At 48.1% G+C, this 17441-nt stretch carries 14 protein-coding genes; 8 read left to right on the forward strand and 6 right to left on the reverse strand.

Annotation, left to right across the window (positions count from 1 at the left end; all coding sequences use genetic code 11):
* Nucleotides 1–91 precede the first annotated feature (91 nt).
* Together DEU30_RS13015 and DEU30_RS13020 are read left to right on the forward strand one after the other, a co-directional pair.
* Nucleotides 92–970 carry a cation diffusion facilitator family transporter gene (locus tag DEU30_RS13015; protein WP_034819486.1) on the forward strand — a complete coding sequence of 293 codons (879 nt, stop codon included), beginning with the start codon at nucleotides 92–94 and terminating at the stop codon, nucleotides 968–970.
* A gap of 12 nt (nucleotides 971–982) precedes the next feature.
* Nucleotides 983–1555, forward strand: a complete 573-nt coding sequence (locus tag DEU30_RS13020; RefSeq protein ID WP_034819489.1) for a glutathione S-transferase family protein — start codon at nucleotides 983–985, stop codon at nucleotides 1553–1555.
* Here DEU30_RS13020 and DEU30_RS13025 read toward each other — a convergent pair.
* From DEU30_RS13025 to DEU30_RS13035, 3 genes are all read right to left on the reverse strand, one after another.
* Complete coding sequence (locus DEU30_RS13025) at nucleotides 1552–3210, reverse strand: acetolactate synthase large subunit (RefSeq protein WP_034819491.1); 1659 nt, start codon at nucleotides 3208–3210, stop codon at nucleotides 1552–1554. The genes DEU30_RS13020 and DEU30_RS13025 overlap by 4 nt on opposite strands.
* 126 nt (nucleotides 3211–3336) lie before the next feature.
* Complete coding sequence (locus DEU30_RS13030) at nucleotides 3337–5937, reverse strand: TonB-dependent receptor (protein WP_034819493.1); 2601 nt, start codon at nucleotides 5935–5937, stop codon at nucleotides 3337–3339.
* A 240-nt stretch (nucleotides 5938–6177) separates the two neighbouring features.
* Nucleotides 6178–6561, reverse strand: a complete 384-nt coding sequence (locus DEU30_RS13035; RefSeq protein WP_034819495.1) for a DUF4168 domain-containing protein — start codon at nucleotides 6559–6561, stop codon at nucleotides 6178–6180.
* A gap of 169 nt (nucleotides 6562–6730) precedes the next feature.
* On the opposite strand from DEU30_RS13035, the gene DEU30_RS13040 reads away from it, so the two are divergent.
* The 3 genes from DEU30_RS13040 to DEU30_RS13050 all read left to right on the forward strand — a co-directional run bounded on the left by DEU30_RS13040 (nucleotide 6731) and on the right by DEU30_RS13050 (nucleotide 10305).
* Complete coding sequence (locus DEU30_RS13040) at nucleotides 6731–8218, forward strand: HAMP domain-containing sensor histidine kinase (protein WP_227016393.1); 1488 nt, start codon at nucleotides 6731–6733, stop codon at nucleotides 8216–8218.
* Nucleotides 8215–9555 (forward strand): sigma-54 dependent transcriptional regulator, encoded by a 1341-nt coding sequence (locus tag DEU30_RS13045; protein WP_034819498.1) that lies wholly within the window; start codon nucleotides 8215–8217, stop codon nucleotides 9553–9555. The genes DEU30_RS13040 and DEU30_RS13045 overlap by 4 nt, the downstream gene beginning before the upstream one ends.
* A gap of 63 nt (nucleotides 9556–9618) precedes the next feature.
* Nucleotides 9619–10305, forward strand: a complete 687-nt coding sequence (locus DEU30_RS13050) for a type 1 glutamine amidotransferase domain-containing protein (protein ID WP_034819500.1) — start codon at nucleotides 9619–9621, stop codon at nucleotides 10303–10305.
* A gap of 5 nt (nucleotides 10306–10310) precedes the next feature.
* Here DEU30_RS13050 and DEU30_RS13055 read toward each other — a convergent pair whose 3' ends face one another.
* Both DEU30_RS13055 and DEU30_RS13060 read right to left on the reverse strand, forming a co-directional pair.
* Nucleotides 10311–12344 carry a TonB-dependent receptor gene (locus DEU30_RS13055; RefSeq protein ID WP_034819502.1) on the reverse strand — a complete coding sequence of 678 codons (2034 nt, stop codon included), beginning with the start codon at nucleotides 12342–12344 and terminating at the stop codon, nucleotides 10311–10313.
* A 1-nt stretch (nucleotide 12345) separates the two neighbouring features.
* Nucleotides 12346–13479 carry a PQQ-dependent sugar dehydrogenase gene (locus DEU30_RS13060; protein WP_034819504.1) on the reverse strand — a complete coding sequence of 378 codons (1134 nt, stop codon included), beginning with the start codon at nucleotides 13477–13479 and terminating at the stop codon, nucleotides 12346–12348.
* Nucleotides 13480–13610: 131 nt separating this feature from the next.
* Here DEU30_RS13060 and DEU30_RS13065 point away from each other — a divergent pair, with 131 nt between their 5' ends.
* Nucleotides 13611–15122 (forward strand): FMN-binding glutamate synthase family protein, encoded by a 1512-nt coding sequence (locus tag DEU30_RS13065; protein WP_034819506.1) that lies wholly within the window; start codon nucleotides 13611–13613, stop codon nucleotides 15120–15122.
* 1 nt (nucleotide 15123) lies between these two features.
* On the opposite strand, the gene DEU30_RS13070 is transcribed toward DEU30_RS13065, so the two are convergent.
* Complete coding sequence (locus tag DEU30_RS13070; protein ID WP_034819509.1) at nucleotides 15124–16038, reverse strand: hydrogen peroxide-inducible genes activator; 915 nt, start codon at nucleotides 16036–16038, stop codon at nucleotides 15124–15126.
* A 143-nt stretch (nucleotides 16039–16181) separates the two neighbouring features.
* Between DEU30_RS13070 and DEU30_RS13075 the strand changes: the two genes are divergently transcribed.
* Both DEU30_RS13075 and DEU30_RS13080 read left to right on the forward strand, forming a co-directional pair.
* A complete protein-coding gene (locus tag DEU30_RS13075) occupies nucleotides 16182–16727 on the forward strand; it encodes a peroxiredoxin (protein WP_011235799.1) in 546 nt (181 codons plus the stop codon).
* A gap of 85 nt (nucleotides 16728–16812) precedes the next feature.
* The gene (locus DEU30_RS13080; protein WP_034819511.1) at nucleotides 16813–17340 is read left to right on the forward strand and encodes a carboxymuconolactone decarboxylase family protein; all 528 of its coding nucleotides are present in this window, start codon (nucleotides 16813–16815) and stop codon (nucleotides 17338–17340) included.
* Nucleotides 17341–17441: the final 101 nt, after the last annotated feature.

Raw genomic sequence — 17441 nt, forward strand, 5'->3', positions numbered from 1 at the left:
TGTTATATTATAACAGTAAATCTCTGATGTCGAATTCTGACTCGCTTAGTATTAAGATGAATGGGTGCTAACATTGGTAATAAGGAGCTTTATGCACCATCACCATCATCACCACGAGAGCTCATCGGAGCGAATTGGTTGGGCGTTTTTCCTTAATCTGTGCTTTACCGTTATTGAATTTATCGGTGGGATATTAACCAATAGTACGGCCATTTTAGCTGACGCGGTGCACGATCTCGGCGACAGCATTTCTATTGGTATGGCCTGGTTGCTGGATAAATTCAGTCGTAAAGATGCCACGCAGACCTTTACCTATGGCTATCAACGCTTATCTCTGGTTGGCGCTTTTATTAACGCGGTTGTACTGACTGCAGGCTCAATCTGGATTTTATTTGAAGCCATTCCCCGTTTATGGAACCCGGTAATGCCAATGGCGGAGGGTATGGCGTTACTGGCGGTATTCGGCGTTATTGTGAATGGTTATGCGGCGTTTAAATTGTCTCATGGTAAATCGTTAAACGAACGCGTACTTAACTGGCACTTACTAGAGGACGTTCTGGGCTGGGTTGCTGTTTTAATCGTGTCGATTATCTTAATCTTTGTCGACTGGCCTATTCTTGACCCTCTGCTTTCCATTGGCTTCACTTTGTTCATTCTGGTTAACGTTCTTCGTCACTTGGGTTCTACCGTTAAGCTCTTTGTTCAGGCCTCACCAGACCCCGAAGTGTACCGGAAAATACGTGAGCAATTGACCTCGCTGGAACTGGTTGATGACGCCCATCATTTGCATTTTTGGTCGTTGGATGGCGAGCGTCATGTATTAACCGCGCATATTGTGGTATCAAAAGAACTGGAATGTTCAGAGCGCGCACTGTTAAAGCAGCAAATATCACAGCAGCTGGCAGCGTTTGAATTAGCTCATACCACCATTGAACTGGAATACCCTGACGAAGCTTGTCGAGACCATTAACAGGAGAAGATCATGGAATTGTTCGGAAGTTATACCTCGCCGTTCGTAAGACATTGCCGTATTGCTTTACTTGAAACCAAGACAAAGTTTTCATTTACCGAAACGGATTTTGAAACCAGTGCCAAATTAAGTCCGGCGAAAAAGGTTCCCTTTCTTCACCACAATGATTTGCGCCTGCACGACTCTACCAGCATTCTCAAATACGTGCGGGACAAGGCGGATGAGCGCTTCTTTGCCGATGTAAAAGATTTTGATCAGTACTGTCTGGTCAATACGGCGATGGACTCGGCAATTAACGTGTTTTTGCTGGAGAGAGAAGGCGTAACAGCTGACAGTGTTAAGTATGTTAAACGCCAACAGCAGCGTATTGATGACATACTGCAACTGATGGAAGATAAAGAGCATGCGGTGGCTTATGAAGGGCCTCATCCCTTTAGTGACGGAGAGCTACGTTTAGGTTGTTTCCTTAGCTGGGGGCTTTTCCGTGAGCGTTTTAACTTAGATAAGTATCCGCGACTTCAGGCCTTTGTCGATAAGTTAAACGACTACCCTTATTTCGCGGATACTGATCCGAACCGTTCTTAAATATCTTTAATGGCGCGGCTGCGTTCGGGGATTTCCTCGTTCAGCAGTCGGTCATTTTGTGAATAGTTCACGGGTACATCAATAAGGTGTACGCCGGGTTTGTTCAGGCAGTCTTTTAACAGCGGTATCAAGTTTTCGGTTTTATCTAAACGGTAACCGTTAGCGCCGTAAGACTCTGCATATTTCACAAAATCCGGGTTATTGAAATCTAAGCCGTAGTCGCTTAGCTTCATATGCTGCTGCTTCCACTTGATCATGCCATAGCCACTGTCGTTTAAGATAACGACAACAATATCCAGCCCCATGCGCACCGCGGTTTCAAGCTCCTGCGAGTTCATCATAAAACCGCCGTCGCCACATATTGCCATAACTTTCTTTTCCGGATTAACCAGCTTCGCAGCCATGGCCGAGGGTAATCCTGCACCCATTGAGGCAAGGGCATTATCCAGTAGAACGGTATTCGGCTGACGAGCCGGGTAATTACGTGCAAACCAAATTTTGTAGATGCCGTTATCCAGCGCAATAACACCGTCATCTGGCATCGCTTCACGCACATCTTCTACCAGACGCTGCGGTAACATTGGAAAGCTGTCGTCATGAGCGCCTTCATCAGTATGGTCGCGCATATGATCGCGAACTTTTAGCATAAAGTCGAAATCCCAGTGACTCTGCGGCTCAATCCCTTCTTTCAATTGCCAAATGCTATTCCCAATATCGCCGATCATGCTGGCATGAGGGAAGTAAACTGAGTCAACCTGAGCACCCTGAAAATTAATATGTATAACTTTACGGTTATCGTTGTCGCCGGTTTTCATCATAAAGGGCGGCTTTTCCACCACGTCGTGACCTACATTAAGAATCAGGTCAGATTTTTCGATGGCGCGGTGAGGATAATCGCCATCGGAAACCGCGGCATTACCAAGCCAGCGCGGGTGGTCTTCGTTAATAACGCCCTTACCCATTTGTGTGGTAATAAAGGGAATACCGGTTTTATCAACAAAGGCGCGCAGCATTTTGGCTGTAATTTTCCGGTTGGCAGCAGCCCCTATCAGCAATACCGGATGCTTGGCCTCTCGCAGCAGCTCGAGTACGTGGCGAACCGACTTGTGCTCGGTAATGGGTCGGCGCGAATGACTGGGTTCTATCGGGAGACTACTGACTTCCTCTCGGCTGATATCATCTGACAGTTCCAGATGAGAAGCGCCTGGGCGTTCGTCCTCAGCACGACGGAAAGCTTCACGGATGTGCGCCGGAATACTGCTGGCGCTAATAATCGCCTGAGTGTATTTGGTAATAGGCGTCATCATGTCGACCACATCAATGATTTGGAATTGACCCTGATGCCGTTCCTTTATGGGTTTTTGCCCGGTAACCACAACCATAGGCATAGCGCCGAGTTGTGCGTAGGCCACCGGTGTAACCAGGTTGGTTGCACCCGGCCCTAAGGTCGAAAGACACACCCCGGGTTTGCCGGTCAGGCGGCCATAAGTAGCAGCCATAAAACCTGCGCCCTGCTCATGCCGGGTTAAAATCAGTTCGATATCAGATTTTGACAGGGACTCAAGTAAGTCCAGGTTTTCTTCGCCGGGAATGCCGAAAATGTACTTCACACCCTCGTTTTCAAGTGCTTTTACGAATAAATCGGATGCTTTCACTTCGCTTTCTCCTTGCGTTAAAGAATCTTCTAGTTAGGCCTACGTAAAGCATAGGAGAGATGATCAAAAAAATCCGTAACCAGAGTCAACTGATTACGGATTTTACAGTACTTTAAATTTCAGATTTTAGAACGAGTAACTGACTTTCGAGTAAACAAAGCGACCACGAGGGTTGTGAACGCTTGATGCGTACCCGTAAAGATCGTTGTTAAACGCTTCTGGCGGCTCTTCATCGAACAGGTTGGTTGTACCAATAGTCAAACGAAGTTCAGAGGTCACATCGTAATAGGCCTGTAAATCGACAAGCAGTTGTTTATCAACCATGCGTGCTTTCTCTGCTTCTACTTCATCAGGTGCCTGATAGTCCTCGAACTCGCCAATGTAGTTTAAGTTCAAGTTAACGCCTAAAGCGTCCTGGTTCCATTCTGCACGTGCAGTCCAGCGGTGTTCTGGATACTCGTACTCACCAGTGTAATCAATACCGTTTTTCTCAAATTTGCTCATATAAGACCAATCAACACCGAAACGGACTGTTCCAAGGCCTTGGGTATCCCAGTTGTAATTGGCTGAGAAATCAAGGCCAGAAGCTTCCTGACTAGTTAGATTTACATAGCTATTGTAAAGCGTTGCGAGCTCACCTAGTTCATCGCCCGGTAATGGATCGCGGCGCTCACAGATTTCGCTGTCTTGATCGTTGCAGTTGGCATCATAAACGGTTTCAAAATCGTTTTGCGCGATTTTGTTGTCTTGTTCAATAGACCAATAGTCTGCAGAAATATCAATGTCATCATTAACTTGCCAAATTGCACCTAAGTTGTAGTTTGATGACTCTTCTGGCTCAAGATTGTCAGAGCCTGAGAACACGATAGTGTAGTCTAATTCAGCACAGCCCTGGCCGTCTGCATCGCAACGGTATTCATCCACAAAGAAAGTGGATTCCTGTGATGGACCTAAACCAATTTGTGCTAATGATGGTGCGCGGAATCCTTCACCGTATGATGCACGTAACGTTACATCTTCAGTTGGACGCCACTGTAATTTAAATTGCGGATTGAAGGTTGAGCCAAAATCACTGTAGTCGTCATAACGACCGGCAACAGTCGCTTCCAATTGATCAGTAATTGGGATTAGGAACTCGACATAAGCAGCCCACTGATCACGCTCGGCTTCCGCTTGTACAGATTCGGTACCAAAAATTAATCCACGCTGGAACTGGTCATCTGGTTGGTCGAAAACGTCTTCCTGACGGTATTCAAGACCAGCAGCCATTGACACGTAGTGGTTACCTAGCTTGAATGCTTCGCCGGCAATACTTGCATCTACTGCGGTAAGGTGTGATTCACCGCGACGTACAAGTGACGTGTTGATAGCATCAATAACTTCCGGATCGTTGATGGTGCCGCCAAATGGGTTGTAGTTACCTGCGTTAATTTCTTCTTGTAAAAAATCAGTGCGGAGCCAGCCTTGTTCACGAGAGCCGGTTTGCATGCTTGAACTGCGGCCTTTTTGGTATGAGACATCCCAGCCCCAACCATTTAGGTCGCCACGCAAACCTGCGATGAAACGTAAGGTGTCCGATTCGATATCCCAAATACGGGCTCCGGCATCTATAGGACGAAAATAGTTGATATCAACTTGTTCACCAAAAGGATTATTTGGGTGGTCGGCAGGTACGTAAAGATCCGCATCACTATCAAGAGGAGTTGGTGCGCCACCAGCCTTTGAGCGGTTATGTTGGGCTGCTATTTCAATGTAGCCCTCAACGTCGCGTGAAAACTCTTTACTGGACTGAACAATTGCACCTACACGCTCTGCCTCCGGAAATATTTGTGCGTATGGACCGTAATCAAATACGCAAAAATCGCCGATTCTATTATCATCTTCATCAAATATATCTTTTGTTGCTTCAGGAGCACATGCAGGGTCCGCCGTTGACACCCCGTCTACAATGAAAGTGCCGGGGAACCCACGAGAAGAACGCTTGTCGGCTCCACCCCAGGGGGTTTGGTCTGCTGTCCCATTTCTGCCAAACTCTGAGCCCATAATTGAGGTGTTTTTCCAGTAGTCCAGAATTATTGTGGTGTTACTGTCATCGTCGCCAGTACCCCATACCAGGCTCATACTGGTTTCTTCATAGTTAACATCACCAGTGGTTCCACCGTGACTGGCGGTTAACTCAGTACCTACGAAATCGTCACGTAGAATGATGTTAACGACACCAGCAACGGCATCAGAACCGTATATAGCGGACGCACCGTCTTTAAGAATATCAATACGTTCAATGGCGGCTACCGGAATAGAGTTAATATCGACAAATGAGTTAGCAATTCCTTCAGCAAATGAAGAGACACCAACCCGACGTCCGTTTAGCAGAACCAGTGTAGAGTCCGCACCAAAGCCACGCAAACTGATAGCCGCAGCACCATTAGCGGTGGTGTCCTGACTGTTTCCCTGAGTTGAGAAGGTTCCGACACCTGCCGATGGTAAGCGCTCTAATAACTGTTGTAGGTTGTTAAAACCTGAGGCTTCAATGCTTTCTCTGTCAATTACCTCTACCGGAGAAGCGCCTTCCATATCGGTTCGTGAAATTCTTGAGCCAGTAACCTGAATGCGCTCAAGAGCGTCATCGTCTGCCTGACTGTTTCCTTGTTGTGCAAAGCTGGGGGCTGCGGTGAAAGTTGCGCCTATAGCTAATGCACAAAGAGAATGTTTAAACGTTATTTTCATTATTGTTTTCCCCTTTGCATTTGCGTTATATCGATTGAAAAAGTAACTTATATGTTAATTTTTATTACATTAATTTGACGATCATGCAAGGGTTGGTTATTCATTTTTAATGAATAATTATTCGTTTTGAGGCTAGATTAGACTAAAGTTTTAGTGAGGACGATGATTGTAAAAGTTTGTAAATAAAAAACCGCAGTCCGAAGACTGCGGTTTTTTTATGTCTTATGGAATCTCGGTTGATTAAGAGTTTTCGTCACCAGTCAGCTCTTCTAAGCGGCCACGAAGTTCTTCGTCGTTTTGCGCTTGCTGAATAATCATGTTGTACTCTTGCGGAGTTAGGCCAGCGTCTTCAACTGCTGCAATCATTTCTTCCTGTGCAGACTGTTGAATCTCACGAGCTTCTTCCTGGTTTTCAGCTTCCTGGAACTGGTCACGGTATTTTTCAGTAACACCCTGAACATCTTCCATAGCGGTTACAAACTTAACCAGCATGCCTTCAGAAATTTCCTGAGTTTGCTGCTGTTGTTGCTGAGCCATTGGATCTTGAGCTTGTTGCTCTTGAGCCATTGCGGCAGTGCTACCCAGTGCGAATACAGTTGCTAATGCGATAATTGTCTTTTGCATGATAATCTCCTAAATGAATTTATCAGTTTTAATTACGCTCTAACTAAAGCGAAGACTGTGCCAACTTTTCAATCAATTGATTTTTAAGAGATTTTTTTATTTGAAGAGTTTGCACACAGAAAAACCGCCCAAAAATGTGTATCCTTAGTACACAGTCAAAGGAGGCAGTGTGACAAAAAGATACAGTTGGCCACTATCCAGCTTGCAGCGGCGACTTCTTATTTATGTTGTTGTGCCTATGCTAATGATTTCCGGTGTGGCAATCAGTGTCGGCTTACAGGTTGCATCGGATGAAGCTAATGAACGTTTAAAGAGCGATCTGGAGCTGCTGGGTAGAGCTATTAGCTTACCCATTAGTGATGCGTTGCTGAATAATGATTTGTCCACAGTGCAGGCTAACCTGGACTCGGTGTTCAATATTGGCCGGGTTCACGGCGCGTCGGTGTATAACGTGTATGGTCAACAGGTAGCCGAAGCCGGCATTACTGAAACCGATTTAAGTAATAGTCAGTTGGCGCTGCAAACCGTACAGACGGGGGTCAGGCAAGATGACTACCGGCGGGTTGAGGGGCGCGATGTCTTCTCCCAGTTCCTGCCTATTGTTGACCGTGGTGGTCGCATTATTGGCTTATTACAGATAAACCGTCGTGCCAGTGACTTTGATGAGTCCTTTGAAACGCTGAGTCAATACGCCTGGCTCAGTTGGGCGGCGTTCGGCTTAATTACTATTGCGGTGTTGGTTTTTGGTCATTATCGCGGTGTTGGTCGGCATGTGGTGGCACTTAAGGACGCGATGTTGCGGGTGGCTGAAGGGAACCGCAGTACACGAGTTACACCGGCTGGCCCGTCAGAACTGCAGGAGGTTGCGCAGGGTTTCAACCGTATGCTCGATAGTATCACTGAGGCTGAGCAGGAGCTGGAGCAACGTCGGGAGCACGAGGCCTCACTACAACAGGCATTACGAGAGCAGGAAAAAATGGCGGCTATTGGTAGCGTCGCCAGTGGTGTTGCGCATGAGTTAGGTGCTCCGCTGACCGTTATTGACGGACGCGCCAGCCGATTACTACGCAACCATAAAGACGAAGACAGTCAGCGCCAACTAAAAGCCGTAAGAGGCCAGGTGCAGCGGTTAACCGGGTTGGTAAACCAGCTGCTCGCTTTCTCTCGCACGCCGGTACAGCAGCGCGAAGCCATTTCTCTACGTGACCTGATAGCAACAGCCATGACCAGCATAGAGTTTGAGCAGGATAAAGGGTCGGCCAAAGTAGTCATTAAGGAGCTTGTCGACGTTATTCTGAAAGTGGATATCAAGCGACTGGAACTGGCGTTGGTGAATGTTCTTCGCAATGGTTTGCAGGCCGCTGAATCGGAAGTTGCGGTGGCAGCTGAGTTTGCTGATGAGGGCGTCATTATCACCATTGATGACGACGGCGAAGGCTTGCCCGAGTCGATGAAAGATAAAGCCTTGCAGCCTTTTGAAACCAATAAACCTCAGGGCAAAGGTACCGGACTTGGTTTAACCATAGTTAAACACGTATTGAATGATCATAATGGGGAATTGTCTTTAACAAATAACCCCAACGGTGGCTGTCGGGTCACCTTGAGTTTACCTGCGCAATGCCTTCGGCAAGCAGTTATCAAAGGAGGTAGTGAATGACCGCAGCAAAAGCCATGATAGGCGTAATTGAGGATGATCCGGCTCTGCAGGAACTGCTGGTTGAAGAGCTGGAGGCCGAAGGCTATAAAGTTACGGCCTGGGGAAGTGTTGAGGCCTTCAAAAAGTCGGTAACACCATTGGATTTGGTTATCAGCGATATCCGCTTACCTGGACTGTCGGGTCTGTCTTTACTGGAAAGTTTAAAAAATGAAGATAACTCACCTGCACTTTTATTGATTACCGCTTTTGGTACGGTTGATCAGGCGGTTGATGCCCTCAAACAAGGAGCCGATGACTTTCTAACTAAGCCGCTGGATGTTGAGCATTTATTGCTTAGCGTAAAACGGATCTTAGAGCATAGGTCACTGCAGCGGGAGCTTAAACGGTATCGTCAGCAACAAAAAGGCCCCGGGGGCTTAGTCGGACAAAGCCCGTCAATGCGCAAATTGTATGACCAGATAGAGCGCATTGCTCCGGCAGACGGCAGCGTGTTAATTACCGGTGAAAGCGGTACGGGTAAAGAGTTGGTGGCTAAGGCACTGCATCAGTTAAGTGACAGTGCTGAGCAAAGCTTTCAGGCAGTGAACTGTGCAGGTATTCCCGCCGATTTAATGGAAAGTGAATTCTTTGGTCACGCAGCCGGTGCGTTTACCGGTGCTCAGAAAAAACGTCAGGGTCTGCTTAAGCAGGCCGACGGTGGTACTTTGTTACTGGACGAAATTGGTGAAATGCCAATGGCGTTGCAGGCCAAACTGCTACGCGTCTTGCAGGAAGGCACGATTCGCGCCGTGGGCAGTGACGAAGAAGAAACAGTGAATGTCCGGATCCTGGCGGCTACTCACCAGGACTTAGAGCAACAGGTAGAGGATGGACGCTTTCGGCAGGACTTATTTTACCGTCTGGAAACCTTTAGCTTAAGGGTGCCTCCTTTGCGCGAGCGCGGCGAAGACATAGAGCGCTTAGCTAATTACTTTCTACAGCAGTTGCAAAAAAACAGTGATAAAACGGTTCGCAGCATTTCTCCGGCTGCACTGGAACAACTTTATAGCTACCGCTTTCCGGGCAACGTACGAGAACTACAAAATGCTATTGAGCGTGCTTTTACCTTTTCCAGAGACGATAAGATAGCGGTTGAAGATTTACCGCAAAGAATTCTGGATAGTGAGCATGAACCCGACGTGGAATATGGCACGGAGTGGCCGACTCTGGATGAATATCAGAATCAGTACATTCGTAAGGTACTGGCGCATGCCGAAGGGAACAAATCTAAAGCGGCTGAAATTCTCGGGGTCACAAGACGCACCTTATACCGTTGGCTGGAACAGCATGGCGAGTGATCAAACACGCGTTTTATCACGTAGTCTATACTAAGTTTTAGAATCATCTAACGGGAGTACTAAGTGAAAGTATTAATGGTATTAACCTCACACGATAAGCTCGGTGACACAGATCATAAAACGGGTTTCTGGGTAGAAGAGTTTGCAGCTCCGTATTATGTTTTTACCGATTCAGGTGTGGACGTGACTTTGGCATCGCCTAAGGGCGGCAAGCCACCAATTGATCCAAACAGCACAACGCCCGATGCGCAAACCGAAGCAACCGAGCGTTTTGAAAAAGACGAGACGGCTCAGCATAAATTAGAAACCACCTGTAAGCTTGATGAAGTTGACCCTGAGGGTTTCGACGCAATTTTTTATCCGGGTGGTCACGGACCATTGTGGGATTTAACCAACAATGAGCACTCCATTAAGCTGATTGAGCATTTCTGGAGTAAAGGCAAGCCGGTTTCTGCTGTTTGCCACGCACCCGCGGTGCTTTTAAATGTGAAAACCCCAAGTGGTGACCCGCTTGTTCAGGGGCGTACTGTTACCGGTTTTAGTAACAGCGAAGAGGCGGCAGTAGAGCTGACCGATGTGGTTCCGTTCTTGCTGGAAGACGAGTTGACCGCCAAAGGCGGCCATTATCGTAAGGTGGATGACTGGCAGGCATATGCCGTTCAGGACGGTATGTTAATTACCGGTCAGAACCCTGCTTCATCTGAGCAGACGGCACAGCGCCTGCTCGATGTGTTAAGAGCCAGCCTGTAGTTGGTTTAAAAGCGTCGGCGCCAACTAATGCCGACGCTTGCCTGCCGGCCTACTGCGGGTTCAAATGAACGCCCGCTGCCCTGATTAACCACAACAGCTCCTACGTAGTCTTTGTCCGTAATGTTATCAATCCGAGCCCATACATCCAGCTCGCTCTTAGACCATTGCCAATCGCGGCTTACAGCGATATCCCAAGTCGTATAAGAAGGGGCAAAGGTATCGTTTGCATCATTAACCGGTGTCTCGTTACGGTACTGTCCGGCTAACTGAACCAGCCACTGCTCTGTGGGCTGCCAGTTAAGACGTAAATACCCCTGACTTTTTGCTACGCCGGGTAGCTGATTCCCCTGCAACGGACCATTATCAAAGGTCGCATCAATGTAACTGTATGAAAGCAGTAAATCTAACTGTTGCGTTAATGCTCCGTTAATACTGAGTTCAGCACCTTCGCGCGAGGTTTCCGACGCGTTGCGGTAGGTTGTGCGACCGTCGTTTGACTGATCCACCAGTATTTCGTCCTCGCTTTTAATACCGAAGAACGCGAAATGCAGTCGCCAGTCTTGTGGTAGTTGGTGTTTGATACCCCATTCCCACTGCTCATTCGTGGACGGACCCAGTTCGCGGTTCAGGCCCGAGCCCTGATTTCGGTATGCCAGCTCAGTCAGTGTCGGTGTTTCAAATCCCTGCCCGATGCTCAGATAAGTCGCCGAGGTAGGCAGAAACTGCCAGGTAACTGAAACAGCTGCGGTGGTCTCACTAAAGTCGCTGCTGCCGCTGTCATCGGAGTTATCCAGCTCGGTAAAGTAGTCTTCTACCTCATAATTGATGTCGCTGTAACGAACTCCGCCGGTTGCTGAAAGCTCTTCCGATAACTGCCACTGAAAACGTAGATAAGCTGATGCATTTTCAATCCAGTTGAATTCGTTGCGGCGCAAGTCACCTTTTTCACCGCTGTCATTCACATAACCAAAGCGATGATCCTGCTGGCGTTCTAATTGCGCTCCCACGGTTGCTGACCAGTTAACTCCGCGTTGACGCCAGCGCGCATGAGCACCTTCAAATTGACGAGAGACATCAATGACGGCGCCCGAGCTTGTTGTGTCGTCACCGGCAAAAGGCAGAAACTGCTCTATATCGCGGTCACCCTGCCACAGCGAGAGTAACCCCTCACCATTGTTGCTCTCATGAAACCAGCTAAAAGACCCCTGACGGTGGTGAATATCTTTCCGCGTGTTGAAATCAATTGCCCGTTGTACTGTCTGAGTTGGGTCTTCGCGCCAGTCTTCGGGCGTTAGTGCGCTGGGGTCTTGCAATAATGGCGCATCGTTATTGTCGTAACGAATAACAAAGCGGTTCTGCTCGTCCCACTGATGATACCAGCGTATCGCCTGCTGTTGGCGCTCGGCTGAGTTATGCCTGCGCGGGCCGTCGGTCTGAAAATCTGAGGCTAAAATTTGCAGCTGATTGGTGTTGGTTGCCCACTGGGCATTAACATTGTACCGCTGAGTGTCATTTTCGCTGAACTGTCCACCCCATTCCAACGCGGTTTCTGTTGGCTTGCGGCTGAACCATTCAACCACACCACCGCCGGAGTTACCGTACAGCGTTGCTAATGGACCGCGCAATACTTCCAGCGAATCAATGCTGTCGAGAAAAATGCTCGAAGTTTGTGCCTGTCCGTCGGGCATAGATAACGGAATGCCGTCGACATTTAACTGCAAACCCCTTACTCCAAAGGCCGCACGCGAGCCAAAGCCCCGAACCACCAGGCGTGTATCCTGTGCGTAGTTGTAACGGTTGTCAGCCTGAATGCCCGCCACCCCGGCTAAGGCATCGCCAGCATCAATTTTCATAGAAGGTAAGGTGTTTTCCACGCTCACGCGGTCGATACTGGCCGCAGTAGTCAACCAGGGCGTTTCGCTTTGTGTCGCTGTAACAACAACGGTTTCGTCTACGTCTGCGGAGTGAACAACGAAAGAGGCCGCCAATAAAGGCAGCCCCGTGTAAGTGAGTTTTCTTAATACAGCTGAGTACAACATATTAATCCGCCGGTTTTATTTGAATGATGGCACCGTCAGGCTGGTCGGTTAATAAATAGAGGTAACCGTCAGGGCCTTGGTTAATGTCGCGAATACGAGCTTCAACAACATCTTCAAATAAACGCTCTTCATGCATCATGCGACCTTCATACAAGTCCAGGCGAGCAACCAGTGAACTTTTCAAAGCTGCGACAAAGAAATCGCCTTTCCACTCAGGAAACGCATCGCCGTTGTAAAATGTGGCTCCGGCCGTGGCAATAGAGGGTACCCAGTAATAGAAGGGTTGCTCCATACCTTCTTTGACTGCGTCTTCGCTGATAATGCCACCGCCATAATCAACACCATAAGTAATTTCTGGCCAACCGTAATTTTTGCCAGCTTCCGGAATGTTTACTTCGTCACCGCCTTGTGGGCCATGTTCAACAGTCCAGAGCTCGCCCGTTTCAGGATGAATATCGGCACCCTGCACATTGCGGTGACCGTAAGACCAGATTTCGTCCAGAGCGTTATCATTGTTAACAAAAGGGTTGTCTTTCGGGATGCTGCCATCAGGCCATATGCGTATCACTTTACCGTGATGGTTATCCAGTGTCTGTGCGTCATCCATACGTGAATAGCGGTCACCTAAAGTAATGTATAAGTGCCCTTCAGGTGAAAAGACTAACCGGGAACCAAAGTGGTTATTGCTTTCGTACTTAGGTGCCTGACGGAAAATAACTTCCTGCTCAGTAAATTCTTTATCGTCAAGTTTCGCCCGCATAACGGCCGTACTATTCCCTTTCCCACCGTCCTGTGCTGCTTCAGAGTAGCTAATATAAACCCAGTTATTCTCAGCAAAGTCAGGGTCAGTGGTAATATCCAGCATACCACCCTGGCCTTGTGCTACCACCTCTGGCGTTCCGCTTATCTTTTCGCGATAACTGCCGTCGGCGGATACCCAGTAGATGTCGCCGGAGCGCTCGGTAACTAAAATGCTTTTGTCAGGAAGAAAAGTCATACCCCAGGGGTTAGTAAAGCCATCCGCAAGTGTGCTGACACTGACTTTATGGCGTTCGGTTTCGACATCTTCGGCTGTGGCCGTCACGCTTACTGAAGCTGCCAATATTGCCGTTAAAACAAACTTTGGATTGAACATAGGTCTCTCCTTGTTATTGAATTATTTAGAGTATACGTCATTCTTCAAAATTTTGATGACACTGTGCTTGATCTGTTTGTCGCTTTAACCGTTAATACTCTTATCAATTACTAGAAATGTATTAGGTACCCATGAGCGGCAACGTTTTTAGCACGGACTCCTTACTTACTTTAGCGCAGTGGTTAGCCGCCATTTTTGTTTTGGCTATTATTACGCTGGTGATTTCTATTGGCGTTATGTATGTCGTCGATAAAACCCAGAATAAGCATACTATTCGCCATAACTATCCGGTTGTGGGGCGCTTTCGCTATTTATTCGAGCGCATGGGGGAATTCATGCGCCAGTATTTCTTTGCTATGGATCGCGAAGAAATGCCATTTAATCGTGCCCAACGAAGCTGGGTCTATCGTGCCGCAAAAAATGCCGACCGTAACGTGGCTTTCGGCTCCACCCGGGATTTAAGCCGCACCGGCACCATCATTTTTAGTAACGCTCCTTACCCACCTATGGCTGAGCAGGCGACATCGCCGGAGCCGGTTATTATTGGTCCTTATTGTCAAAAGCCCTATTCTCCGGTTTCGTACTTTCATGTGTCCGGGATGAGCTATGGTGCCTTGTCACCGGTTGCGGTTAAGTCATTGTCTCAGGGGGCGGCGAAGGCCGGCTGCTGGCTGAATACCGGCGAGGGCGGTTTATCGCCTTACCACTTGATGGGACATTGCGACATTGTTTTCCAAATGGGCACCGCGAAGTTTGGGGTACGGGATAAAGAAGGGCGGCTTGATGAAGATCGGCTTGCTGAGCTGGGCCGCCACGACAATGTGAAAATGTTTGAAATAAAGCTGAGTCAGGGCGCTAAGCCGGGTAAAGGTGGTATTTTGCCGGGCATAAAAGTGAATAAGGAAATTGCACAAATCCGTGGCCTTGTAGAAGGCGAAGATGCCATTAGCCCGAACCGGCACCCGGAAATCAGTAACAATGAAGAGCTGCTCGATTTCATTGAAAAAGTTCGCAAAATTACCGGCAAACCTACCGGCTTTAAATTTGTTATGGGTGACCCGTCCTGGATTGACGAGTTGGTCGACTGCATCCTGACCCGTGGAGAAGAATACGCCCCAGACTTTATTACGCTGGACAGCGCTGATGGTGGAACCGGCGCAGCACCACAGCCATTAATGGATTATGTTGGTCTGAGAGTGACTGAAAGCTTACCTATGCTTATTGATAAGCTCACCGAAGCTGGGTTGCACGGCCGTGTTCGCGTAGTTGTCTCCGGTAAAATGATCACACCTGCAGATGTTGCCTGGGCTATTGCTATGGGAGCCGACTTTGTTACTTCTGCACGTGGTTTTATGTTCTCGCTGGGGTGTATTCAGGCTATGCAGTGTAATAAAAATACTTGCCCAACAGGAGTCACTACCGACGACCCTAAGTTAATGCGAGGGCTTGATCCAGAAGATAAATCGGTGCGTGTCGCCAACTACCATAAATACATGGAATATGGCGTTAATATTATTGCGCACTCTTGTGGTGTGACCGATCCGCGTCGGTTGAATCGTCGTCATGCCCGGGTCATTAAACCCGACGGGGAGAGCATTAGTCTGGCCGAGCGTTATCCGTTGCCGCCGGCCAGACGGCGTTAGTTTAATTCAGCGTATTGACTGGCAGCAACCTGGCAACCTCTTCCGCAATTTTACGGAAAGTTTGTCGACGGCTGGTGGTTGGGCGGTATACCAGGCCAATATCGCGGGAGGCTTCCTGCCCGGTGGGCTTTAATGAAACAAGGTCGGTATTTTCCAAAATGCCCTGGTCAATGGCCATTTGTGGAATAAAGGTAGCGCCTAAGCGGGCGTCAGCCATTTGTACCAGGCTGTGCAGGCTGGTTGCTGTAAACGGGTTCATCTTAATCGAGTCCGTTAACTGGCAGGCTGCGACCGCATGCCCGGTCATGCAGTGTTCTTTTTCCAGCAGGAAAATGCTGCGATCAGGCAGTTTATCGTAATCGACTGGTTCGCCGACGGTTTCTGCCAGATCTTTATGCACCACTAGTTTGAATGGGTCTCGACCCAGTATCCACTTCTGATTCCCCTGAATATCCATAGGCAGAGCCAGCAAAAGAATATCCAGTTCGCCGTTACGCAGGCGGTGCAGTAAGTTTTGCGTGGTATCTTCGGAAAGCTGCAGCAGCAGTTTAGGGAACTTGTTCTGTAAGTTTTTACTGAGCTCACCAATAACAAACGGGGCTATGGTCGGAATAATGCCGAGTCTTAACGGTCCTTCCATAATATTGCCCTGCCCCTGAGCATAATGCAGTAATTCTTCTGAGGCGCTGATAATGTCCCGCGCTTTCTCCACAATTTCCTCGCCTAAGGCAGTAAAGAGGAAGGATTTATGGTCGCGTTCAATAAGTTGGCAATCGAGTTGTTCTTCCAAATTTTGAATGCCACTGCTCAGTGTTGACTGGCTGACATTGCATTCCGCTGCCGCACGATTAAAGTTTTGTTCCTGGTGCAGTGCCAGTAAGTAGCTCAGGTTTTTCAGGCTCGGTAATTTACTCATAGGTTATCCGTCGCGTTTTAATTGGTATTTCCGATTATCATAATCCGTTTTATTCGTTTTATCCAATCTCTCTCCGTCCGTACACTAGCTCTCGACTCGTTAAGGAACGAATACATTTTAAATCTCAATCAAGGAGACAATTTATGTTAACAGTAGGCGATAAACTACCAGAATTCAGCGTAATTGCGGCAAAACCTAAGTTCAACATGCCGGAAGAAAACGGCGAAAGCGCTTTTGAAACTATCGACAACAACAGCTTTGAAGGTAAGTGGAAAATCATTTTCTTCTACCCGAAAGACTTCACCTTTGTTTGCCCAACTGAAATTGTTGAGTTCGCAAAACTGAACGAAGACTTCGCTGACCGCGACGCCGTTGTTATGGGTGGCAGCACCGACAACGAATTTGTGAAATTGGCATGGCGCCGTGAGCACCCTGACCTTGACCGCCTGAACCAGTACTCTTTTGCTGACGACGGTTCTTTGGTCGACGGATTAGGTGTTCGTGACAAAGCTGAGAATGTTGCTCTGCGTGCTACGTTCATTGTTGACCCGCACAATGTTATCCAGCACGTATCGGTAAACAACCTGAACGTAGGTCGTAACCCGGCAGAAATCGTTCGTATTTTAGATGGTTTGCAGACCGATGAACTGTGTCCTTGTAACCGCGCGTTGGGCGGCGACACCCTTTAATTGGTGGTTACTCCCCTAAACTAAGCGCTGATGGTATTGCCATCGGCGCCTGTTCCCCACTTTCAGAGGATTTCAGGAGTAAAGTATGGCAATTGCAGACTACAAACAGTTATTGGGTGATCACAGTAAAGACACCAAGCTTAACCTGTCGAGCTTGTTTTCAAATGTTGAGCAGTCAGGTTTAACCAGCGACCAGTTCTATGGCACAGCACTTTCGCTGGTTTACACTTTGTCGGACGGCGAGCTGACTCAGGCAGTGGAAGAAGAAGCCGATGGCAAAATTGAAGAAAACGTTAAGACAGCAGCGAAAACGGCAGCGTCGTTAATGGCAATGAACAACATTTATTATCGCTTCCTGCACTTATCTAGCGATAAACAATTTTCTAAGCTTCCTGCGGGGCTCCGCATGAATGCAATGGCTAACCCGGGTGTGGACAAAGCAGACTTTGAGCTGTTCTCACTGGCGGTGTCGGCCCTGAATGGTTGTGGTATGTGCATTGATTCGCACGTACAAACTTTGCTGAAGCACGAGGTCTCAGCGCAAGCGATTCAATCGTCAATTAAGTTGGCGGCGGTACTTAATGCAGCCTTAACTGCACGCAAACTGTCGTAAACCCTCTAGGGGCTCCCCTTTGCCCCGTGCAACCTTTGCCCGTACTTTTTGGTGCGGGCTTTTTTTACGCCTTTGGTGCTCCTTAGTTTATGTCCTACGCT

This window comes from Idiomarina sp. 017G (assembly GCF_004362265.1).
Classification (GTDB): domain Bacteria; phylum Pseudomonadota; class Gammaproteobacteria; order Enterobacterales; family Alteromonadaceae; genus Idiomarina; species Idiomarina loihiensis.

Bases quoted from the DNA above. Each gene is read 5' to 3' on its own strand.
- DEU30_RS13015 (WP_034819486.1), top strand. From the start codon at position 92: ATGCACCATCACCATCATCACCACGAGAGCTCATCGGAGCGAATTGGT.
- DEU30_RS13020 (WP_034819489.1), top strand. From the start codon at position 983: ATGGAATTGTTCGGAAGTTATACCTCGCCGTTCGTAAGACATTGCCGT.
- DEU30_RS13030 (WP_034819493.1), bottom strand. From the start codon at position 5,937: ATGAAAATAACGTTTAAACATTCTCTTTGTGCATTAGCTATAGGCGCA.
- DEU30_RS13035 (WP_034819495.1), bottom strand. From the start codon at position 6,561: ATGCAAAAGACAATTATCGCATTAGCAACTGTATTCGCACTGGGTAGC.
- DEU30_RS13045 (WP_034819498.1), top strand. From the start codon at position 8,215: ATGACCGCAGCAAAAGCCATGATAGGCGTAATTGAGGATGATCCGGCT.
- DEU30_RS13055 (WP_034819502.1), bottom strand. From the start codon at position 12,344: ATGTTGTACTCAGCTGTATTAAGAAAACTCACTTACACGGGGCTGCCT.
- DEU30_RS13060 (WP_034819504.1), bottom strand. From the start codon at position 13,479: ATGTTCAATCCAAAGTTTGTTTTAACGGCAATATTGGCAGCTTCAGTA.
- DEU30_RS13065 (WP_034819506.1), top strand. From the start codon at position 13,611: ATGAGCGGCAACGTTTTTAGCACGGACTCCTTACTTACTTTAGCGCAG.
- DEU30_RS13070 (WP_034819509.1), bottom strand. From the start codon at position 16,038: ATGAGTAAATTACCGAGCCTGAAAAACCTGAGCTACTTACTGGCACTG.
- DEU30_RS13075 (WP_011235799.1), top strand. From the start codon at position 16,182: ATGTTAACAGTAGGCGATAAACTACCAGAATTCAGCGTAATTGCGGCA.
- DEU30_RS13080 (WP_034819511.1), top strand. From the start codon at position 16,813: ATGGCAATTGCAGACTACAAACAGTTATTGGGTGATCACAGTAAAGAC.